Source organism: Phyllobacterium sp. P30BS-XVII (genome assembly GCF_014138335.1).
GTDB lineage: Bacteria > Pseudomonadota > Alphaproteobacteria > Rhizobiales > Rhizobiaceae > Phyllobacterium > Phyllobacterium meliloti.
Map to the genome: position 1 here is coordinate 64,107 of NZ_JACGXO010000007.1, position 22,570 is coordinate 86,676.

General features: G+C 53.9%; 16 protein-coding genes. 6 read left to right on the top strand and 10 right to left on the bottom strand.

Annotation, left to right across the window (positions count from 1 at the left end):
* Positions 1-715 precede the first annotated feature (715 nt).
* Positions 716-2,131 (top strand): ATP-binding protein, encoded by a 1,416-nt coding sequence (locus tag FHW17_RS18855; RefSeq protein WP_182510554.1) that lies wholly within the window; start codon positions 716-718, stop codon positions 2,129-2,131.
* Positions 2,132-2,167: 36 nt separating this feature from the next.
* Here the strand turns inward: FHW17_RS18855 and FHW17_RS18860 are convergent, their stop codons facing one another.
* Positions 2,168-3,055, bottom strand: coding sequence for a helix-turn-helix domain-containing protein (locus tag FHW17_RS18860; RefSeq protein ID WP_112528279.1), 888 nt, complete (start codon positions 3,053-3,055; stop codon positions 2,168-2,170).
* Positions 3,056-3,452: 397 nt separating this feature from the next.
* On the opposite strand from FHW17_RS18860, the gene FHW17_RS18865 reads away from it, so the two are divergent.
* Positions 3,453-7,592, top strand: a complete 4,140-nt coding sequence (locus FHW17_RS18865) for a Pls/PosA family non-ribosomal peptide synthetase (protein ID WP_182510555.1) — start codon at positions 3,453-3,455, stop codon at positions 7,590-7,592.
* A 61-nt stretch (positions 7,593-7,653) separates the two neighbouring features.
* Positions 7,654-8,118, top strand: a complete 465-nt coding sequence (locus FHW17_RS18870) for a GNAT family N-acetyltransferase (protein WP_210275956.1) — start codon at positions 7,654-7,656, stop codon at positions 8,116-8,118.
* Between the two features lie 73 nt (positions 8,119-8,191).
* On the opposite strand, the gene FHW17_RS18875 is transcribed toward FHW17_RS18870, so the two are convergent.
* Entirely contained in the window at positions 8,192-8,629 is a 438-nt protein-coding gene (locus tag FHW17_RS18875; protein WP_112528283.1) for an SRPBCC domain-containing protein, read from the bottom strand.
* Between the two features lie 124 nt (positions 8,630-8,753).
* Here FHW17_RS18875 and FHW17_RS18880 point away from each other — a divergent pair, with 124 nt between their 5' ends.
* A complete protein-coding gene (locus FHW17_RS18880; RefSeq protein WP_182510556.1) occupies positions 8,754-9,830 on the top strand; it encodes an adenylate/guanylate cyclase domain-containing protein in 1,077 nt (358 codons plus the stop codon).
* A gap of 33 nt (positions 9,831-9,863) precedes the next feature.
* Here FHW17_RS18880 and FHW17_RS18885 read toward each other — a convergent pair whose 3' ends face one another.
* The 6 genes from FHW17_RS18885 to FHW17_RS18910 all read right to left on the bottom strand — a co-directional run bounded on the left by FHW17_RS18885 (position 9,864) and on the right by FHW17_RS18910 (position 16,950).
* Positions 9,864-10,706: an alpha/beta hydrolase gene (locus FHW17_RS18885; protein WP_112528287.1), complete on the bottom strand. Its 843-nt coding sequence runs from the start codon at positions 10,704-10,706 to the stop codon at positions 9,864-9,866.
* Positions 10,707-10,735: 29 nt separating this feature from the next.
* Complete coding sequence (locus tag FHW17_RS18890; protein ID WP_112528289.1) at positions 10,736-12,412, bottom strand: ABC transporter ATP-binding protein; 1,677 nt, start codon at positions 12,410-12,412, stop codon at positions 10,736-10,738.
* The gene (locus FHW17_RS18895; protein WP_112528291.1) at positions 12,409-13,221 is read right to left on the bottom strand and encodes an ABC transporter permease; all 813 of its coding nucleotides are present in this window, start codon (positions 13,219-13,221) and stop codon (positions 12,409-12,411) included. The genes FHW17_RS18890 and FHW17_RS18895 overlap by 4 nt, the downstream gene beginning before the upstream one ends.
* Complete coding sequence (locus FHW17_RS18900; RefSeq protein ID WP_112528293.1) at positions 13,218-14,162, bottom strand: ABC transporter permease; 945 nt, start codon at positions 14,160-14,162, stop codon at positions 13,218-13,220. Before FHW17_RS18900 ends, FHW17_RS18895 begins: the two co-directional genes overlap by 4 nt.
* 32 nt (positions 14,163-14,194) lie before the next feature.
* Positions 14,195-15,736 (bottom strand): ABC transporter substrate-binding protein, encoded by a 1,542-nt coding sequence (locus FHW17_RS18905; RefSeq protein WP_112528295.1) that lies wholly within the window; start codon positions 15,734-15,736, stop codon positions 14,195-14,197.
* Positions 15,737-15,801: 65 nt separating this feature from the next.
* The gene (locus FHW17_RS18910) at positions 15,802-16,950 is read right to left on the bottom strand and encodes a C45 family peptidase (protein WP_112528297.1); all 1,149 of its coding nucleotides are present in this window, start codon (positions 16,948-16,950) and stop codon (positions 15,802-15,804) included.
* Between the two features lie 105 nt (positions 16,951-17,055).
* Here FHW17_RS18910 and FHW17_RS18915 point away from each other — a divergent pair, with 105 nt between their 5' ends.
* The gene (locus FHW17_RS18915) at positions 17,056-17,937 is read left to right on the top strand and encodes a GntR family transcriptional regulator (protein ID WP_112528366.1); all 882 of its coding nucleotides are present in this window, start codon (positions 17,056-17,058) and stop codon (positions 17,935-17,937) included.
* Positions 17,938-17,955: 18 nt separating this feature from the next.
* Here the strand turns inward: FHW17_RS18915 and FHW17_RS18920 are convergent, their stop codons facing one another.
* Entirely contained in the window at positions 17,956-18,705 is a 750-nt protein-coding gene (locus FHW17_RS18920; protein ID WP_182510557.1) for a F0F1 ATP synthase subunit A, read from the bottom strand.
* Between the two features lie 882 nt (positions 18,706-19,587).
* On the opposite strand from FHW17_RS18920, the gene FHW17_RS18925 reads away from it, so the two are divergent.
* Positions 19,588-21,357 carry a M10 family metallopeptidase C-terminal domain-containing protein gene (locus FHW17_RS18925; RefSeq protein WP_210275958.1) on the top strand — a complete coding sequence of 590 codons (1,770 nt, stop codon included), beginning with the start codon at positions 19,588-19,590 and terminating at the stop codon, positions 21,355-21,357.
* Positions 21,358-21,403: 46 nt separating this feature from the next.
* Here the strand turns inward: FHW17_RS18925 and FHW17_RS18930 are convergent, their stop codons facing one another.
* The gene (locus tag FHW17_RS18930; RefSeq protein WP_182510558.1) at positions 21,404-22,516 is read right to left on the bottom strand and encodes an alkene reductase; all 1,113 of its coding nucleotides are present in this window, start codon (positions 22,514-22,516) and stop codon (positions 21,404-21,406) included.
* Between the last annotated feature and the right edge of the window lie 54 nt (positions 22,517-22,570).

The following is a 22,570-nucleotide window of genomic DNA, read 5'->3' on the forward strand; positions in this document are numbered from 1 at the left end:
GATGATCAGGTGACGTGAATCATCAGGACGTTCACATTAGCGCATAGAGAATTTACCCAGTATTGCCGCTAAAACTCGCCCCTGAAGCCCAATTATTGAAAATAAGTATCAGTCTGGCTTTAAACGCAATGTAGCGATCATTGCGATAGAACACTAATCTGCAACCATCCTTTGTAGATAAAGGTAGATTACAGACGTTACCCACGAATGACTACAATGTCAGTGTTTGAGCCAAGGTACCCCTGTCGATGGAGTGTCGATACTCCAATAGTCGAATAGGCTCCCATAGTCGAATTGGGTAGAACGTTACGCAGCTGAAGAACTTAATTTGACGGTGCTTGGTTTCGCAACTTCGCATCGGGAGGATTTTTTTGCGCGAAGTTAACGCCCGTCAATGACGTGCAAACGGCGCGCGACTTTCCCTCAAATCAAAGAACACAATCGCTTGGCGATTGTTTTGTCACTTAACCCAACTGGATGAATTGAAAAATTGCGGAAGGCTCTGAAACCATCACTGATCATTGCGGCGTCCATCTGGTTTTTGGCGCAGGTGATGTATGTTTCAATTTCGGGGTTCATGACCTTTCAGGACAAGTCGCACGCGTTCTCCGCGACAGCCAATGAAATCGCCGATTGTCTGGACCGCCGCATTACCCAGAATTTTGCTTTCGTCAAATCCTTCGAGATTTTCGCTACACTATCCGACTTGGAAGCCATGAAAATCTTTGGCGCATTGGTGCAACATACGATGGAACAGTACCCACGTATCCGGATCGTGAACCTGTATGAGCTTCCAAAGGATGATAACCCCTTATATGCCAGACGGATGGCAAATTTCCCCGCCGACAGGAGTGATATGTCGATACGGGCAATTCTGCCGAAAGTTGTCAACCAGCCCCATGGCACGCTTCGCGCCTTTGCAGATGGCAATTTTCCCGGGCAATATATTACGACCGCACATGCTGAGAATGCCAATTTTCACTATGCTATTGTCATGGTTGTTGACGTGGCGGAAATGCTCAAGCCGCTGCTTCAGGATGGCTCTCCCAAGATTGAGTGGGATATCGGCGACATGCCCATCATTCAACTGAATGGTCGACAGAACTCCGCATTCTCTTTCGAGCTTCAACTCGACCGGACAATCGTTTCAAGCACGCCCAATATTATGCCGGATGACTCGACAAGATTTTCAGAAAAGACCGTCTTTCACCTGAGTGAAACCGTCAAGCTGTATGAACTCTTCAGTCTGATAGGCTTCATTGTATATTGCGGCCTCTCCACAATTGCGGTGGTAGCCAGCTACTATGCCCTGCACCAGCACAAGCTTTCGCGGCGGTTGCAACGATCCGAAGGCAAGGCACTCAAGCGTGCTGCGAGGTTGGAAAAGGAAACCCGGTTGGAGCACGCAGCCCGTGTTAACGCGGTCGGAGAGCTGGCCGCCGGTATCATTCATGAGCTAGCCCAGCCGCTTTCCTCCTTGCTCAATCAAAGTCAGGCCAGCCTCAAGTCTCTTGAGGAAGGTGACGATATGGCACAGACGGATTTTCTGCGCCGGACAATGACCGCTAATATTCGTGAGGCGAAAAGGGCAAGTCTGATACTTGGAAGAATCCGAGACTATATTGTCTACAAAAGTGCCTCACCGGAAGCCACCGAACTCAACAGTTCAATCTTGGATATTGTTGAAATACTCAATCCGGAAATCAAGCGCCAAGGGGTTTCATTGACGCTTGATCTTGCCGAACTATCACCCGTCGCAAGTATCAACAAAATAGAATTTGAGCAGGTTATTCATAATCTCATACGCAATGCAATTGACGCACTTAGCGCATCACACCAGACAAGAAAGCGCATCACAATCAAAACCCTTGTCGATCAGGATACCAGCATCGTCCGTGTATCCGACAACGGCTCCGGCTTGAGCGAGGACACACTTGGGCAACTATTCCAACCCTTCTTCACAACCAAGGACAGTGGAATGGGCTTGGGTCTTTCCCTGTCGCAGAGAATCGTGGAACGCGTCAACGGAACGCTCTCGGCGTCAAACAAGAACGGAGCGGTTTTCACGGTAGCATTGCCGAAATTGGATATCGCGCCCATGTCAGCGCTCTCCACGGCGAAGGCCGCATGAGCCCCGCACACGCGTCGATTGGATCAAGACATTGCCTTATTGGTCAGCTGCTTTCCTTGTAAATTGCGTCGCATATAACGAACGGAACCGGGACGGTGGCATACCCTTCAACGTCAGAAACTGGCGATTGAAGTTTGAAAGATTATTGAAGCCGACTTCGTAACAAATGTCCGTTACCGTCATGTTCTCCTCGCTCATCAATAGCTGGCAGGCCAGATTGATCCTCAAGCGGTTTACATAATGCACCGGCGTCATCCCTGTGTGCCGGCGAAATGACATCGAGAACGCGCTGGCACTCTGCCCGGCAATGGCCGCGAGGCTAACGTCTTTGTCAAATGTCGTCAGGTTTTCAGAGATATAGGACAGCACCTTGTTTATGGAGCTGGACATATAGCCCGAAGGATCTGGCATATAGCCATGGCTTGCCAATTGCCTTCGCTCTCTGGCATTGATCAATTTGTCAACAATGCTCATAAATTGCGCAATCCGGCGGGCTCCGCTTGCATCGAACAGTTCCAGAAGCATAGGCCGGACAGCGGCTCCGGTCTCAGCATCAAAGAACAGACCGCGTGGACTTTCATCCAACAACACCTTGAAAGCAGATAGTTCCGGTATCACCTCAATCGTATTCTCAATAAACTTCTGGGTAAATTGAACGACGAAATCACGCATATCGATAATTTGGTCGTCTGGGATATTGCTTATCCAATTGTGCGGCAAGTTGGGTCCCGTCAACACCAGATTGCCCGGTTCAAATTCGCCGATAAAGTCCCCGATGAAATAGTAACCCGTTGTCTCTGCTATCAGATGGATTTCATATTCAGGATGGAAGTGCCATCGGGCTATGTGATGAGGGTAGCCATGCGACCAAGCCCTGAATGCTTCGTCGCTATTGATCTGAACGACTTCAAGATCCGGCCGCATCGACCTTCCTCCCAATATGAAGTCTACTGACGAATGCATATTGCCCGATAAGGCCGCCAATCAAAAGACCTTCTCCGTCATAGATGAGCTAACCTGACATCACTCAGTGGATATCCCTGATCGCATGATTGGCGACAGGCTAAGCACCCAGCGTTCTGGATCATGGTTATTATGTAATATCATTCAGCCCTTATGTAGTGAGATTGGCGTTTATAGTAATGACCACCCGGAGTTCCGGGCTTTTCTTTTATGGAAGCTTGGGGTATTCCGCATCCATGACGGAGAGGTCATTTCAGCCACGGCGCACAGCCAGCCGATAGACAATGCTTTGTGAAGAGATTGCATGATGCCCTGCGCGAACATATGCGCGGCAATGCTTGGGCTATGACTAGAAAGTATGGAAATGGAACACGGGGTTGACGGTGCCGGACTCGATAAGGGCGCGGCGAAGAATGCAAGTAATCAGTCCGGAACAACGGCTGGTTTCGGAAGTGCTGATGCGACTGTGAAAAACACCCCCGCTTCCGGAATTGCCGCGCACCCTCAGATTCTGACGGGTGCCGATTTTGCGCATGAAGGACGGCCAGGCGAGCGCCTTGACAAGTTCTTCGAACAGCTCGCTGTCGCTTATGATTTGTCACCGGCTGTAATCTCCGAAGGCCGTGTCTGGACGTATCGTGACCTGAACAAGCGGGCCAATCAGTTTGCCCGCGTTCTGGTTGACCGGGGTGTGCGACCGGGCGATCGGGTGGGGCTCCTTCTCGACCGGTCCGCCGAGACCTACGTTACCTTGCTCGCTGTAATGAAGGCGGGAGCAGCCTTCGTTCCGCTCGCTACGGCTTTTCCTGAAGAGCGCATGAAGCTCATCATCGAAGACGCCAGTGTCGGGCTGCTTGTTTCCATCGCGGCCTATTCGTCCCGGGTCGAACAACTGCCCGTACCCCACGTACTGATTGACAGCGTTGCCACGGAAATCACGGCAATGTCTGACAAACCATTGCCATCAACCGCTGCGACCGCCCCATCCGACGATGTCTGCTACATTCTCTACACGTCAGGAACCACCGGCAGACCCAAGGGTGTGGTCATCACGCATCAGAGTATTTGCAATTTTGTGCGGGTTGCTGCGGCATCCTACGGCTACCGGCCAGAAGACCGCGTTTATCAGGGCATGACCATTGCCTTCGATTTCTCGGCGGAAGAAATCTGGGTGCCGTTTGTCGCCGGTGCAACGGTGGTGCCTGCACCGGGCCCGCTGACCCTGGTGGGCGAGGAGCTTGCCGATTTTCTTCGGACGAACGACGTTACCTGCATGGCCTGCAGCCCAACGCTGCTTTCGTCCATAGAGAGCGACGTACCGACTTTGCGGGCGCTACTGGTGGGCGGTGAGGCGTGCTCCCACAACCTCGTGGTGCGCTGGTCGAAGCCCGGCCGCCAAATCCTCAACACCTATGGCCCAACTGAAGCCACCGTTACTGCAACAATGGGCATGCTCACGCCAGACAGGCCCGTGACCATCGGCGCGCCATTGCCCACCTACTCTATTGTCGTTCTTGATCCTACGACGCCGGCACTTACCGAGCCCGGAGAATTGGGTGAAATCTGCATTGCAGGTATCGGACTTGCCGTGGGCTATCTCAACAGGCCTGATCTGACCGAACAGAAGTTCATCCCCGATTTCATTGGCCTGCCGAACAACCCGTCAAAGCGCATTTATCGGACGGGCGATCTTGGCCGGATCAATGATGGCCGGGAGATCGAATATCACGGACGCATAGATACACAGGTCAAAATTCGCGGATACCGCATCGAACTCGGAGAGATCGAAGCGGTATTGCTGGATCAGCCCGAGATTGCACAGGCCGCTGTGACAACCTGGGAAATTGAACCGGGTCGCGTGGAACTCGTTGCTTATTACGCACCCAAGACGGGATTGCCAACAATCTCCCGTGCCGACCTTGCCCGGGAGCTGAAGCGTCGCTTGCCAGACTATATGGTGCCTTCCTATCTGGAAGAACTGTCGGCAATTCCGATGACAGTTGCCAACAAGACAGATACGCGCCAGCTTCCGAAACCGACAAGCGTTCGACTTTCGGCCGAGCGAACGATCGTCCCACCCAGCAATGATGACGAACGTTTTCTGGGTGTCGCACTGGCCGAAGTGCTGAAATTCGATGAGGTGTCCATGGAGGACAACTTCTTCGACGATCTTGGTGCCAATTCTCTTCTCATGGCCCGCTTCTGCGCCCGTGTGCGTACCAAAAAAGAATGGGCGACAGCGTCCATGCGGGATATCTACCTTTACCCGACCGTGGCACGCCTCGCGCAACATCTGCGTATCCCGGAGGAGATGACGACTGCCACCAATGAGCGCGTTCTTACGCACCGGGCGTCGAACATGGCCTATTGGACCTGCGGCATGGCGCAGCTGCTATTCTACGGGCTCTATAGTTACCTGGGTTTGTGGGCATTCAATCGCGGGCTCAACTGGACCTACGACAAACTCGACGAACCGCTGCAACTGTATCTGCGCTGTGTGCTGCTTTCGGGCGGCGTTTTCTTCGGAATGTCGGGAGTTGCAATCATCGCGAAATGGGCGCTGGTGGGCCGGTGGAAACCGGAAGCGTTCCCCATCTGGGGCTTGCGCTACTACCGCTTTTGGGTCGTTCAGACATTGATCCGCACGGCGCCTGTCGTTCTCTTCCGCGGCAGCCCGCTTTACAGCATTTATCTGCGGCTTCTCGGTGCCAAGCTTGGCCGAAACACTGTCATTGAATGCCGTACCGTGCCTGTGTGTACGGACCTCATATCCATTGGCGACAACACAATCCTGCGCAAGGAATCGATGATCCTCGGCTATCGTGCCCAATCCGGCTATATCCATACGGGGCCGCTGACGATTGGCCATGATGCCTTCATAGGCGTAGGGTCCACACTCGATATCAATACCAAAATGGGTGATCGCGCCCAGCTTGGTCATGCATCATCACTCCAGCGGGGGCAAAGCATTCCTGATGGCGCGCACTGGCATGGATCACCGGCTGTGCCAACGACGGCGGAGTATTGCAAAGTCCGCAATGTGAATTCCTCCAATGTCAGACGCGTTCTCTATGAAGCGGCGCAACTTGTGGGGCTGTTCGCCTTTGTTACGCCTATACCGCTGCTGTTCCACAGCTATTGGCAGAATGTCAGCGACGATTATCAGGAGACGATCGGTATTGTTGCAATTGGAACCACCGTCACGCTGTTCGGATATATCGCTATAGCTCTGTTCTCAGCGCTTGTAGTGCCTCGACTGTTCAGTCTGGTTTTGAAATCCGGACGGGCCTATACCCTTTATGGTTTCCGTTACTGGCTGCAAACTGTCGTTGAATTCAGCAGCAATTCCCGCGTCCTCAATCTCCTGTTTGGCGATAGCTCCGCGATTGTCCATTACATCCGCGCCATTGGCTGGAATCTCAACAAGGTTGTACAGACCGGTTCGAATTTCGGCAGCAATCAACAACACGAAAACCCTCTCCTGTGCGAGATTGGCAGCCAAACCATGGTGTCGGATGGCCTGTTCATGATCAACATGCACAAATCAGCCTCAGCATTCCGGCTTGAACATACGAAGATTGGCGAGCGTAACTATCTGGGCAACAATATCTATTATCCGTCAGACGGTCGAACCGGCGACAACTGCCTGCTCGGCACCAAGGTGATGATCCCCATTGACGGACCAATCCGCGAAAATGTGGGGCTTCTGGGCTCACCTTCCTTCGAAATCCCGCGCATGGTAAACCGGGATAAGGAACTTATAGCGGGCATCAGTGAAGATGAACGCCGCAGCCGCCTGATATTCAAAAACCGCTACAATGCAGTGACGGCACTTCTGTTTCTGGCGGCTCAATGGGTCATGCTATTTGCCACACTGGTTATTTGGGATCGTGCGCTGAACTATTATACCGAATGGGCAGAGGTCGCGCTTTTCGTCGCCGTACTCCTGACATCGGCGATCACCATTCCTTTCTATGTTCTGCTTGAACGGGCAAGTCTTGGTTTTGGCAAGTTGAAACCACAGATGACGACGATCTATGATGCTCCATTCTGGCACCATGAACGCCATTGGAAGCTGTCGGATTCGCCTATTACCCGCCTGTTTGGCGGCACCCCATTCCGGCCAATGATCTTACGCCTGCTGGGCGTCAAGGTCGGCAAGAGGGTTTATGATGGCGGCAGCAACCTGACCGAACGCTCACTGGTGGAAATTGGCGATGACACCACCCTCAATGAAGGTTGCGTCATTCAGGCCCACTCGCTGGAAGAAGGTGCGTTCAAGTCCGACTTCATCCGCATCGGCAAGGGTTGTACGCTGGGGCCTGCCGCCTTTGTTCACTACGGTGTCGTGATGGGCGACGGATCGATGGTCGACGTCGACTCATTCGTGATGAAGGGTGAAGTGCTGGAACCGAACTCCATATGGCGCGGCAACCCGGCCAAGCTGCATCGGTTCGTCACTCCGGTTTTCAATAGCGGCTCCAAGACATCCGCTTGACTGGAAAGCTGGTCGTGTCATGTAGATCAATGAACCGAGAAATTGGATCGGAGATTACGCCTTGGCAGACCAGCAGAAAACCGCGAAAGTCCATCTAGAGCCTGTGACCGAGGCCAATCGTGCCTTGGTTACGTCTCTGACGCTTGGTCCTGACCAGTTGAGTTTTGTTGCAACTAACTCGGATTCGCTGGGCGAAGCTGCGCTTGACGAAGATGCACGACCACGCGTTGTGATGACGGAAAATCGCGTGATCGGTTTCCTGATGTACGAAGCGCCCGAGGACGATGATGAGGCACGCATATATCGTTTCATGATCGATCGTGCGCATCAGGGCCGCGGCTATGGCAAAGCTGCACTGAGAGAAGCACTGGAGGAAATCCGAAGCCTCGGTCATGTGCGGCATGTTTCGATTTGCTATGCTCCCGAGAATGAAGGCGCGCGGCAGCTCTATCGCGCCGCCGGCTTCGTAGAAGAGGGGCTGGACGAGGACGGCGAAATGATTGCCGATCTGGTCCTGCCTGCATGATGGACAATTATTGACGCAGGACGCCTTGGCCCCACGGTCGACGTCGGCCTTGATTGTTATTGTACCCTTGGTCTTACGCCCCCGCAGACTTATCCGGCCCCGGGTCGCCACCAGCCGCAGCCACGGTCAAACGGCCCAGATAATGGTTCCAGCCCTTTTCATGGTTTGCGCGTTCCGTCTCGTTGGGCAGTCCGCTATGGGTGAACCGCACCAAAGTTCCCCCGTCTTTCTCGATAAGATCGATCTCGACCAGGCTTGAACCCGGCGGCACGTCCTGGCTTCCCTCCCAGCCGAAGCTATAGGCAAGGCGATGAACCGGGATTACCTCGGTGAACTGACCGCGCGCTGTCATGGCGTCACGCATGCTGAGCAGATAGATGCCCCCAGGGTGTGGCTCAATGGTTGCTTTCGTGCCCATCCAGCGCAGAATTTTGTCGGGATCGGTGAGGAAGGCAAAGACTGTTGCCTGTGGGGCTGCAATTTCGATTTCATTGCGAAGCGGCTCGGTCATCGGCGATCTCCTCCCAACAGGACGCAATGCCATTCAAATACTGGTGCAATGTAAGCCAATCAAGATTTAGCGCAACAAACAAAACCTCGTGACAGGTGCCCGTCACCGCTGCATGATAACAGTCATGCAGCTGCCATCCGCTCTTTCCTTCCTGATTGATAACGCAGTTGATATGCCTGACGGCGACGCCTTTCTGACGGCGCTCGCCGCGCGGCTCATGGCCGAGGATATGCCGCTGGTCGGTGGTGCGCTCACTCAAGCAGCGCCCCACCCCGTCATCGAGCAGCGCACCTGGCTGTGGCGAGCCGACACAGGGACAGTTATCGAGGCGCTGGGCTTGGCCAGATCTTCCAATACTGACCAAAACCATATCGCCCGCAACTGGCTTGAGAGCCTTGGCACCGGTGTCGTACAGGAGGATTTTGCCGGAGGAGCGGGAGCATCTGACGGTACAATGCTTGGCTGGACTGCGAGCCGGCCATTTACCGCAGCTGAATCGGAACTGCTGCGTGAGGTCGCACGCTTTGCCGCCGCACCGCTTGCTTTGCTGGCCACGCGCTCGACATTGTCAGCGCTGCTAACAGCTTATCTCGGTCGGCGCAGCGCCACTCAGGTACTGGCCGGTCGCTCCCGGCGTGAGCCCGGTGAAACCATTCGGGCCGCCCTGCTTTTTGCTGACCTTCGTGGTTTTACCGAGCTATCGGAATCAACAGAGGCAAAGGAAGTGATCACGGCACTTGATGCCTGGTTCGACCGCATTGCCGGTGCTGTTCATGTCTTCGGCGGTGAAGTGCTGAAGTTCATCGGCGATGGTGTGCTGGCGATCTTTCCAATCGGAGAGCGAGACGCTACTGCTGCATGCGAGGCGGCACTGCGCGCCGTCGCCGCCGCCCGTGCCGGAATGGATCATCTCAATCGCACCCGTGCCGCGCAGAATGTGCCGCCACTGTCATTCGGCACCGCGCTGCATCTTGGCGAGATGCTATGGGGCAATATCGGCACCGCCGACAGGCTGGATTTCACAGCGATCGGCTCTGCCGTCAATCTGGTGAGCCGGTTGGAGGGTCTTTGCAAGCCACTTGGTCACTCGGCGTTGCTATCAGGTAGTTTTGCGGCGCAAATCAGACAACCATTGATCCCGCTCGGCGAGCATTCATTGCGAGGCATTGCTGCGCCTTGTGCGGTGTTTGCACTGCAATAGCAAAATACGACGCCCCATCATCTCACCGGACGGTTAAACTGAACGCCGCTCGCTTAGTACGTCCGTGAGAAAGTTTTGAACATAATCAAGCACCTGCATTCTATCATGTGAGATACCGGGTACGAGATCAAACCGCACCGAGACACCGGCATCTTCGAAGGAGCGCCGCAAGGCTGACAATCGTTCCGGGCGGTTACGCCCGGCATCGTTGGCTCCCGGCATCCAGTTCACGCTGTTTTCAGGGATGGTGATTTCCCATGTTTCCAGATCGGCATCGCCGACGACCATGTGAACGGGAATACGAGCTAGTTTCTCCCGGTCAAAGGTAACACCAAACCGATCCTCAAGATTGCGAATGCCCACCCACCAATCCTTCGAGGGGTCAAGAAGGGTAACTGATCCCGGCGCTCCAATGGAAGCCGCCCAGAGCAGTTGCGGATGCAATATCGCAAAACGATGGGTAAAGTGACCACCACCGGAAAATCCGAACATGGCAAATGTATCCCAGTCCTGTTGATACTTGGCAGCAACCTCCGCCACCATTTCAAGCAGAACCAGATCATAGCGGATATCGCCTTCAATCATGAATTTGTATCCGCTTCGCGCATCATCTCCCCTCACCCCAATCGGGAAAATGGGACAAAGGATGGCGCAGCGGTTCCACCGGCCGAACTCGGCAAAACCATCACGAAAATCCAGAAAGGACGTTCGACCAGTGCCGTGGACAGCCACCAGAAGATCGACTTTCTCGCCATTGCCGACAATGGGAGGAACATAGAGACAATAGTGAAAGCGCGGGTCGGACTTGAGGGCAAAAATCGCCGTACGACCAAGATCGTAAATCGCCTGAGCCCGGCCTTCAAATGAAGATGACATGAGATTCCTCGCTATAACAAAACATGGTTTCAGTTCCTGCCTTGGACTGATTTCCTGCCGACTTCGTCAAAACGCCATCCCAGTTCCACACCGCCATTTTCTGTTCCAAAAAGAGCGGGAATAGCCTGAAGCAGTTTGCGGGTGTAATCATGCTGCGGATTGTCAAAGATGGCATCGCGGCTCCCTTGCTCCACGATCACGCCATTGTTCATGACAATAACCCGATCGGCGATCTGCTCGACAACCGCCAGATCATGGCTGATGAACAGGCACGAGAACCCATGCTTTCGTTGCAACTCGGCAAACAGCTTGAGCACCTGCGCACGAACGGTGACATCCAGCGCAGACACCGGCTCATCGGCAATCACGAATTGCGGCCGCCTTACAACCGCCCGGGCGATCGCAACGCGCTGACGCTGGCCACCGGAGAGCTGGTGCGGGAAACGGGAAGCAAACTCCGCAGACAACCCAACTTCATCGAGAACCTCCGCAATGCGCAAGCTCCTCTCTCTGCTGGTCAGATCAATCGAATGGCGCAATGCCTCTCCCACCAGACTGCCGATTGTCATGCGCGGATCAAGTGACGAATAGGGGTCCTGGAACACCATCTGGCAGTTGAGCCTGTAATCAGCATAGTCGCTCGTCGACGTTTGGATCGACTTCCCATTGAACAGAATTTCGCCGCCGCTTGGCTTGATAAGCCCGGCAATTGTCCGACCCAATGTCGTCTTGCCAGAACCCGATCCGCCAACGACAGCGACGACCTCTCCCGGCATGACATTCAAACTAACCCCGTTCAGCGCACGTTTCGGTTGCCCTTTGCGCAGAAGACTTCGGCGAGCCGCAAAATCCACAACGAGATTGTCGACATTTATTCGTGCAACAGGCGAAACCTCCGTGGAACGCGCAGGTATGCGGTGTGGCAAGGCAGACAGCAATTTGCGGGTATAGGGATGCTGCGGCGCGCGAAGCAGATCTTTCGTATCGCCCTGTTCGACGATTTCGCCTTGCGACATTACCACGACACGATCCGAGTACTTGGCCACCATTGCCAGGTCATGGCTGATCATTAGGACAGCCGTGTTGTTCTCCCGCGTCAGATCGACCATCAACTCGAGTACATCACGCTGGACCACCGCATCCAGTGCAGTCGTTGGCTCATCAGCAATGAGTAATGCGGGCTTGAGCAGCATCACCGCTGCCAGCATGATACGTTGGCGCATGCCACCGGAGAAATGGTGCGGCATGGCTGCAAGCGCAGTTTGCGGATCATTCAGGCCAACGCGGGCAAGCATCTCTACAATCAGCCGATGGCGCTCGCGGCTTGTCAGCCGCCGGTGCAGCCGCAACCCCTCTTCCAGCTGACGGCCGATTGTCATTGAGGGATTGAGCGAAGTCATTGGCTCCTGGAAAACCATGCCGACCCGCGCACCACGCAAAGCCTGCAAATCGCGCTTGTGCATGGAGCCCGTATCCCGGCCTTCGAAACTTATCGTTCCGGCGGTGCGGTGTACTGCGGACGGGTTCAGGGAAATGATGGCACGGGCGGCCATGGACTTTCCGGACCCGGATTCTCCAACTATCCCAACAATCTCACCCGCTTTCACATGAAAGCTGATGGCTTTGAGGATTTTGATGCCTGTTCGCGCTACTTCCAAAGAAAGGCCGCGCACGTCAAGAAGTGGTGACTTTTCCTGCATCGTCATCCCCTCATCCTTGGATCGAGCCTGTCGCGAAGTGCGTCGCCAAGCAGATTAATCCCGAGCAGGGTCAGCGAAATGCAAAGGCCGGGGAAAATGGCAAGCCAGATCGCCTGCGAAATGAATGGCCGCCCGCTGGCCAGCATATTGCCCCATGTCGGCGCGGGAGGCGGTACACCAAGACCGAGAAAGCTCAACGCGCTTTCAGCAAGCAGCACCCAGCCGAACATCGACGTCGCAAGAACCGTAAGCGGCGCGATACAGTTGGGCAGAATATGTCTGAACATGGTGTAGGCATTCGAATTGCCCATCACGCGGGAGGCTTCGATGAATTCCCGTTCCCGCAATGACAGGACATTGCCACGGACAATACGAACAACTGTCGGTGTATAGGCTAATCCAAGAGCCAGAATAATGCCGTATTTATTAGCACCAACCACTGCGAGCAATCCAAGCGCCAGCAGGATACCGGGAAAAGCAAGCAAAGCGTCGTTGAACGTCATGATGATACGATCGACCCAGCCACGGAAATAGCCAGTCAGCATTCCGATCAATGTGCCAGCGGTCACTGCCAGAACAACGGTCAGCAGGCTTATCCAGAAGCTGGTTGCAGCACCGGCAAGCAACCGGCTGAGCACGTCACGGCCAAACTCGTCCGTGCCCAACCAATGGGCTGCACTTGGTCCGGCAAGTCTGAGTTTGAAATTCAGACCAAGCGGATCGTAGGGCGTCCAGACCGCACCCATAAATGCTCCAGTCAGAAGTGTTCCGATAAGGGCGCTGCCTAAAAGCGCATTGGGAGCAAGATTTCTCATTCTGCAGTCACCCTCGGATCGAATATGGGATAGAGCAGATCGACAACGAGGTTTACCAGCACGTAAACAGTTGCGATGAGCAGGAGACAGCCTTGGATCACCGGATAGTCCCGGGCAAAAATTGCATCGACAAGCAACCGCCCGAGACCGGGGATCGTGAATACCGTTTCAACCACGGCAATGCCGCCAAGCAGGTTTCCCAGAACAATGCCGATAAGCGTCCATGTCGGGCCAAAAGCGTTCTTGAAGGCGTGACGCCAGAGGACAGCGGATTCCGAAAGGCCCTTGGCTCGGGCATGGGTAATATATTCAAGCTGCATGACCTCAAGTGTCGAAGCGCGTGCCATGCGCAGGATGACGCCGATCTCATGCAGGAAGAGTGTCACCACGGGCAGGATGATATAGAGCAATCCTTGTGGAAGATTCTGGGACATGGAGACATAGCCGAGCACGGGGAGCCAGCCCAGTTTCAATCCGAAGAATAACAGCAGAAGCAAACCCATCCAGAATGCGGGGATGGAAAGCAGAAGGGTCGCCCCACCCACCAAAGCCACATCTGTGATGCTGTTCTGTCGCCATGCGGCGATCATACCTGCCGGAACAGCAACAATGCTTGCCAGAAATACCGCAATCAGAACGATCTCCGCACTGATACGCAATCGCGCCAGTATGAGAGGCAAGACCTCCTGCTGGTTGGTGATCGACCGGCCAAAGTCCCCGTGCAATATATTGCCGAGCCAGATTGCAAACTGGGTCGGAATAGTCTGGTCAAGTCCCAACCGCGCTCGCAAATCCGCAAGACTGGCCGGGTCGGCAAGATCACCCAGCATCAATGCAGCTGGGTCGCCGGGAATAAGCCGAATGAGAAAGAAAACGGACACCGCCACAATAAACAATGTCGGGATAGCCGTACCAACTCGGGTGAGCGCGAACTTCAACATGCTGGCCTCTCAGACGTATCGAACCAGAGTGACTATTGCTCGACACTGAGTTCCCAGAGACGAAGCTTCGCCTGCCAGACGGGTATGCCCTTCAAACGCTTGCTGCTGACGGTTTCACCGGTTCCATTGCAGTAGATGATCAAAGGGACATCATGCAGAAGCTGTTTGTGAAGCTGGTCAAATATGCCTTGCCGTTGCGATTGATCGGATATCTCCATGGCTTTGGCGATAAGCCCGAGAGCCTCCGGATTGTCCCAGACTTTTCGTGGCTGTTTGTCTTTCGGGCCGGAGAACTGTTCAAAGCTCAGCGCCGGATCGAGACGCGCCGAGTATGAGAAAGACATCATCTGGTATTTGCCGGAATTGTACCGGTCGAGCTGCGTTGACCAATCCAGAACCTCAATTCGGACATTGATGCCAACGGCCTGAAGCATTGCTTGCGCAACGACCGCCGCATCAAAGCTTGGTGCCGTGGGGCGTTTATTGGCGATGATGGTGATTTCTTCGCCCTTATATCCGGCCTTGGCAAGCAGTTCTGCTACCTTAGTTGGATCAGGGGTAAAAGCCTCTTTCTGGGTATCGCTATAATATCGCGATCCCGGAAAGATCGCGGAATTATTAGGCTGACCGCTTCCATTGGTGGCCTGTGCGACCAATGTCGGAAGATCCAGCGCCGCAGCAATAGCCTGCCGCAATTCCACTTTTGAAAGCAGCGGATCTTTGGTCTGCATCAGAAATGTGTGCTTGGAGGCCTCTGCTCCTGCGGTCACCACAAAGTTCGGGTTGGCGGAGAATTCGGGAATGTCCGTACTCAGAACCGATGCGATATCCAGCGCGCCGGACAACAGGCCAGCTTTCACCGTTGCAGGGTCAGGGACGACGAGAAATTTGATTTCCTTAATCAAAGGTCGCTTTGCGCCGATATAGCCATCAGCCTTTTCTCCGGCAGGCGAGGTGTAGTTTTCAAACGCATCAAGGGTGATGTATTCGCCGCGCTTCCAGTCGCCAAACTTATACGGTCCGGTGCCGATTGGTTTGTCCCAGCTTCCATCAGCTTTCACTGAAGCCTTCTGCAAAATGGCTGTCATTCCACAATCAGTGCGTGCCAGTGTATCCAGGAAAATGGCGCTGCGGTGATTGATTTTCATGACAATCGTTTGCGGATCAGACGCAGTCACTGACTCGACCTTGAGCCCGTTGCGTCCGTCAAACTCCGGCAAGCATCGCCACTCTGTTTTGGGGTCCATGTAGCGGGACCAGCTCCAGAGCACGTCATCAGCGGTGAGCGCTTCTCCATTATGGAACGTCACGCCAGATCTCAGTTTGAACGTATAGGTCAGCCCATCGGGCGACAGCTGGTAATCCTGCGCGAGAAGTGGGCCGACGGTTCCATCTTCCTTGTATCCGACCAACCCTTCGACCGAATGCAGAACCACAGCGTCGGTATAGTCGTCACGGTTTACCCCGGGATTGGAGCTGCGAATATCAGCTGGAATTGCTGCTGTGATTGATTGGGCGGCGGCAGGCGCTGCGGACAGCCCCAACAACAGAGAAACCAAAATAGCATTCTTCATGTTCTGAACCCCATTATTCATCCGGACTTGGTGCCCGGTGGTTGAAGAAGGAAAACTTTGATCGACTACGCGGCGGCAACTTGAACCGGGTCTACGGTGAGGCTGTAACGCGTGAAATTGCGGTTGATAGCCGGTAGGCAAGCGACCTCCATCGTGCCACTTGACGGGTGCATGATGACCATTGCCACCGTGGCAGAGAGATTACCCTCGGTGTTCAATCTTGGTGGCCTGCACACGGCGTAGGGCGTCAGGAAGTCATCGAAAAATGCACGCTTCATATCGGCGATGCCAAGTTTCGGCCCGGCCTCCTCCAGAATCTTGCGCACACGCCAATCGCGGTAGGGGCTCTCAGGCACATGCGGCAAGCCTGTGTCCTTGAGTTTCGAGAGCGCAATGGGACTGGTCCAATGGTTTGCATGAACGACAAGACCATCCGTCGGCAATATCTGAAACACTTCATCGGGCGCGCATTCCAGATCGATCGCAAAACCTGCGCTTGTAGAAAGGATCATATTGTTGGAGCAGGCCTTCGGAGTGCCTGCAACCGCGCGAATCGCAAGCGCGAAATGTTCCTGTTCCAATGCCTTGCGGCGGATCAACGCCAGAGGAACACCCTGCTGTTTGTAGTCGCGATCCGATTCAAGATAGTTTGCGGTGATGCAGACGCCTGAACTGTTCATTCCGTTTCGGGCAAGTCCGCCCGCTTCAACGAATGTCAGAAAATCCGGCCCGTCATCCTGCAGCACGCGAAGGACAATGGCAGTCTCGGCGCATTCGGTCTTCCAGTCCCAGTTCTGGCCATGAATAAGCGTACCGTCCGCACTTCGCTCGGGCAAAATGACCGCACCGGTGCAGCCATCATCAATTTCATCTTCTTCATCGAGTGGCGCATTCTTTTCCAGACGTGCCTTCGCGATCACTTCGGTGCGGGCATTGATCATGACAATGTCCTCAAAATCCACACCGGCACCTTCAGCTATACCGCGCATCTCTTCGATGTAATGCGCCCCGAAATTCGCAATCTCCCCGGCAAACTCCTGAATAAGCCGCGTCTTTTCGGCTGAGCTGTAACCCAGTTTGGCAAGCTGATCGCCATATAGCGCAACGCTGATTTTCACGCGTTCTGGCACCGCAGCACCATACTGACGACCGCGCTCGAACGGCGTTCCGGAAACGGTTACAAATGGAAAGGATGTTGGGTAAGAACTCATCATTCAGCCTTGTACTGTATTTTGGTTTAATTACGTACAGTCTAATACAGGATGATTGCGTGTCAATTGGCTTTTGTGCAAAAATAAGCCCGTGATGAAATGGAGCCCATGTTGACAGCAAGTGATCTGCAGATAGAAATCGCCCGTCAGATCGTTTCCTTGGCTTCGTCGGAGCGTTGGCCAGTGGGAGAGCGCGTATCCGATTTTGCGCTGGCCAAAAGGTTGGGCGTCTCGCGATCGCCGATAAGATCAGCTCTGGCGCTGCTGGCGAGCCGCGGAGTTCTGGCCCATGCAGCTGGCCGAGGATATATCCTGGCTCTGCTGCCGGAAGGAAACGGTGGTATCGACGGTATTGCTCCACCGTCGGAACTTGAAGATATTCACAAACGGCTTATGGCCGATCGCGCAACGGGCGCAATCCCCGTTGAAGTATCCGAAACACTGCTTGCCGAGCGGTACAACTCCACGCGGGGAACCATTCGCAAGGTGCTTTTGCGATTTGCCGCAGAAGGTCTTGTGCAGCGTCAAAGGGGACATGGCTGGGCTTTTGCCGAGAGCCTCGATACCGATCAGGTCGAAGAAGAAAGCTATCAGTTCCGCATGATTCTGGAATGCGGTGCTTTACGGCATCCCGGATTTAAAGCGGACAAGGAGCAACTGGCGTCGATCCGGGCTGCGCAAGCTGAAATCATGCGCATTCCCGCTGCATCGGTTCAGCGGGATCAATGGTTTAATGTCAATGCATCGTTTCATGAGGCACTGGCAATCTGGTCAGGCAACCGCTTTCTTGTACAGGCTGTTCGCCAGCAGAACAGCCTCCGGCGGATTACCGAATATGCCTATTTTGAACGGCTGGCTTACGACCGCATTCGCCAAGTCTGCATCGAGCACATTGCAATCCTCGACGCTCTTTCTGAAAATGATGTGGTCTTTGCCGAAGCTCTCTTGCGCCGCCACATCGAAGGCGCAAGCCGTTATGAAGTGGAGTGAGAGCGCAATTCGGCAGTCTCAATGGCCGGGATGAAGCGCATCGTTCAAATACATACATGCGAGCATGGCAAAGACGTAAGCCTGAATGAACGACATCAGCAGTTCGAGGCCGGTTAAAGCGACGGTCATTGCCAATGGCAACACGGCAGCGAGAATTCCCAGTCCGCCCATCCCCACAAGCTCCGCCACAAAGCCCGAAAACACTTTCAACGTGATGTGCCCCGCAAGCATCACCGCAAAGAGGCGCACAGAATGGCTGAGTGGGCGCGACAGGTAAGAGATAATTTCAATAGGGATAATGATTGGAGCGAGTGCGATTGGCACACCATCCGGCATGAATAGACGGAGGAACTTCAGGCCATGGCGTAAAAATCCGAAAATTGTAACCGTCAGGAAAACAAGAACCGCCAATGCAAAGGTGACGATGATCTGGCTGGTCACCGTAAATGCATAGGGAAACAACCCAATGAGATTGGCCACCAGAATGAACATGAACAGAGAGAAAATGAACGGGAAAAAGCGCATGCCCTGCTCACCAGCATTCTGTCGAAGCAGACCGGAGACAAATTCGTAAAGCAACTCGGTTGCCGACTGCCAACGACCCGGTACGAGCTTTCGCCTGACCGTTGAAATCATCAGAAATGCACAGGAAATTGTAACGGTCAAAACCATATAGGCGGCCGAGTTGGTAAAGCTGAACTCGTAACCCGCAATATCCACGAGAGGTACAAGCGGCTTTATCTCGAATTGTTCGATTGGGCCCGCCATTATGACGCCCTCCAGATGAAAGGGCATTCGACGGCAGTATTGGGGAAAGTATGAGGTTGGTCGTACGACACCATCATCTCCTTCAATTGAGATAACGGGGCCGTCCCCAAACGAAACTGCGATACAGGTCGTCCTGTATGGAGGCTTCCTAACCGCCATCCAAAAACAATTCAAGTCCTCAAAAGCGCGTCAACGCAAATGGCCAAAGAAATCGTTCTTGCCGCTCAAAGCCGCTGAAACTTAACACGTCGACACACTGCAAATTCACACATGGGCCACGCTATACACTGGAATCACCCAATTTAATTTGAATCGCTTACAACCGAATGTATACTTAAAGTATATGTCACGCATCAAAACTTAAAACTCTTCACTAAACGAATATATTTCAAAATTAATTTCAATGTAATTCTGATATTATGGATAATAACTTGATGTATTATATAGTTATCTCATGTCATTTGCCTTCTTAAAAAACCTCACACAATTTGGCGCGAAAATCGCATCGAATACGGACGCACTGGGGAGTGTTAAAAATGATCCTTGGAAATGATCCGGCTGCATGGGCGCTTATCATCACTCAATTGGCAACAACTCAGATAGCGGCAACATTGCCTGTTAACCCTGAGCGACCGTTGAATCCTGTCACCTGCGAGGAGGCACAGAAGCGGGTTCAGGAAGCAAGGGACGGCAGCCCACTCCTCTCGCCTGAGGAGAACAAACGGGTACTGCATGAGGCCATCAAGAGAGCCGAACAATTATGTAAGTAAGCCCCTCATCCAAGGTAGCAATGAACGCAACTAGATATCCTCTTTGTTCCTCAGAAAGGACTGGATCACTATGTGTAAATATTGTTCGTACCTAGATAACAAAAAGAAACATTTGAGCACTCATTTCAAAGCATCCGACACGTCAGCAACGCAGCAAAGCGGCTGGCTGATGTCGGGGCAGTCAATCCAGCCGGCGGCTGTTATTGTCCCGCAGGCAATTGGAGCGGCCTCGCCGTCACGTCTCACCGAAACAACCGATGCCGCAGGAAGCACGGCCACGGCCTACACACTCGCCATCGGTAAAACAGCGCAAGGCCAGGTTAGCACAAAGGGCGATCATGACTGGTTCAAGGTCAATCTCGTTGCCGGACAGACCTATACATTTGCCATGGTTGCAACCGGTGTAACCACCACCCGTCTGGATGACACCTATCTCGCTTTGCGAAACAGCGGCGGCACACAAATCGCGTCTGATGATGATGCAGGACCAGGAACGAACTCAACCATCACCTTCACCGCAACCACATCCGGCACCTATTATCTCGATGCAGGTTCCTATGATAATCGCGGCACCGGGCAATACGGCTTGTCGGCCACAACAGGGAACAAGGCCAGCTATGATGAGTTGATGGGCGCAGGTGCTCTGATCAGACCAGGCGTTTCATGGAGCACACCCGGCACCGCCGCAAATGTTACGTGGGGCGTGCGTACAAGCAATTCCGGACAGACCGACGCCTCCGGCAATGCAACCCCCTTTATCGGTCTGACTGCGGCGCAAATTGCAGCCGTCAAGGCGGCGCTTGCGCAATATTCGGAAGTTGGCAATATCACCTTCACGCAGGTTAATCCGGGTGGGACGACCAACAATGCAACCATGCTGTTTGGCGCTTACAGTTCGGACAGCGATGGGGCGGGTGCTTATGCCAATTATCCGGGAACAACAGCCATTTCCGGCGACGTAAGTCTCAACAACACAAGCGTGTCGACAACATCCATCCCAACCGGAAGCTACAGCGCCTTTGCCATTCTGCATGAAACCGGACATGCGGTAGGTCTGGCTCATCCGGGTGACTACAATGCGGCGCCAGGGCAGTCGCTGACCTACGACGCCAATGCCCAGTTCTCGCAGGATGATCAGCAATATTCGGTGATGAGCTATTTTGATGAATCGAACACCACGAGTTCATACAACAGCTATCCCGATACATTGATGCTGTATGATATCCTTGCTGTGCAGCAGCTCTACGGTGCCAACATGACAACCCGTTCGGGCGACACCGTTTATGGGTTCAACACAAATGCTGGTGCGATCTATAATTTCAGCGGTAACACCACGCCTGCATTCAGCATATGGGATGGCGGTGGTAATGACACGATTGATGCCTCCGGTTACAGCCAAAATCAGGTGATCAACCTGCATGACGGCACCTTCTCTGATATTGGTGGATTGAAGGGCAATGTGTCCATTGCGTTCAATGCGACCATCGAAAATGCCATCGGTGGCAGCGGAGCTGACAGCATTGCCGGCAATGCCGTCAGCAATACCCTGACTGGCGGTGCAGGTGCTGACAATTTCTACTTCAAGGACCCGCTCAGCGCTGCTCTCAATGTCGATACCATCACGGATTTCTCCGTGGCCGACGATACAATATGGCTGGACCCGGCAATATTTGCAGCGCTTTCTCCCGGTGGGCCACTCTCGGCAGATGCATTCCGCATCGGTGCGTCGGCCTTGGATGCCTCCGACCGCATCCTCTATGACAGCAGCAACGGATCACTCTCATATGACAGTGACGGTACCGGCAGTGCCGCGGCCATCCGCTTTGCCAATGTATCCAGCGGGCTGGCCATGACGAGTGCGGATTTCCGCGTCGCGGCCTAAGCAGATGGGAGAGCCCCAGCGCAAGCCGGGGCTCTTCATACGCGTCCTAAGGCAATGCTGGATAGTCGGTGTAGCCTTTTGCACCGCCGCCATAAAAGGTTGCGTTATCTGGCTTGTTAAGATCTGCACGTTCACGCAGGCGTTTAACAAGATCGGGGTTGGCGAGAAGCAGTTTTCCGAAAGCAACAAGATCGGCCTCACCCTTTGCAATTACCGTTTCAGCCAAAGCAGGGTCGTAGGCATTATTGACCATCCAGGCTGCATGGCCTCCAGCGTCCGTGTACGCGGCACGGAGAGCGACATAATCGAAGGGTTTATCGCCCTGCTGGAAATCCCGTGGACCGCCAGTAGCACCTTCGATGATGTGGACGTAAGCAAGTTTATAGGCGGCAAGCTTTTCCACCACATAGGTGAAGAGCGGCTGAGGTTCCGGGTCCGATGAATCATTGGCTGGTGTCACCGGTGATATCCGAATGCCCGTACGTCCCGCGCCAATTTCTTTTGTGATGACATCAAGCACTTCGAACAGGAAGCGTGCGCGATTTTCGATGGACCCACCATAGGCATCAGTGCGGTGATTGCTGCCGGATCGCAGGAACTGATCAAGAAGATATCCGTTAGCGGCATGAAGTTCCACGCCATCAAAGCCCGCATCAACCGCTGCTCTGGCCGCTTTGCGATAATCCTCGATGATCCCCGGAAGCTCGGCAAGATCTAGCGCGCGCGGCTGCGAAGTCTCGGCAAAGGTTCCGCTGCCATCCGCATTGATCAGAAATGTCTTGGATTTTGCAGTAATTGCAGAAGGTGCGACAGGCGCCGCGCCATTGGGTTGAAGCGTGTTGTGGGAAATACGCCCAACATGCCACAGCTGGACGACAATCTTACCGCCAGCGGCATGCACAGCATCCGTCACCTTTTTCCAGCCTGCCAGCTGATCAGGGGCATAAAGTCCCGGAACATCGGCGTAACCCTGTCCCTGATGACTGATTGCCGTTGCCTCGGTGATCAACAATCCGGCTGTTGCACGCTGGGAATAATAAGTTGCAGCAAGCGCGGTTGGCACCGCATTGGGCGATCGGTTACGCGTCAGCGGAGCCATAACGACACGATTGGCGAGTTCAATATCACCAACTTTGATAGGATCAAAAAGAGTAGGCATGGAAGACCTTTCATTCAGGGCGAAATTTTTGGGAGGAGCGTTGTCACCGGCGCC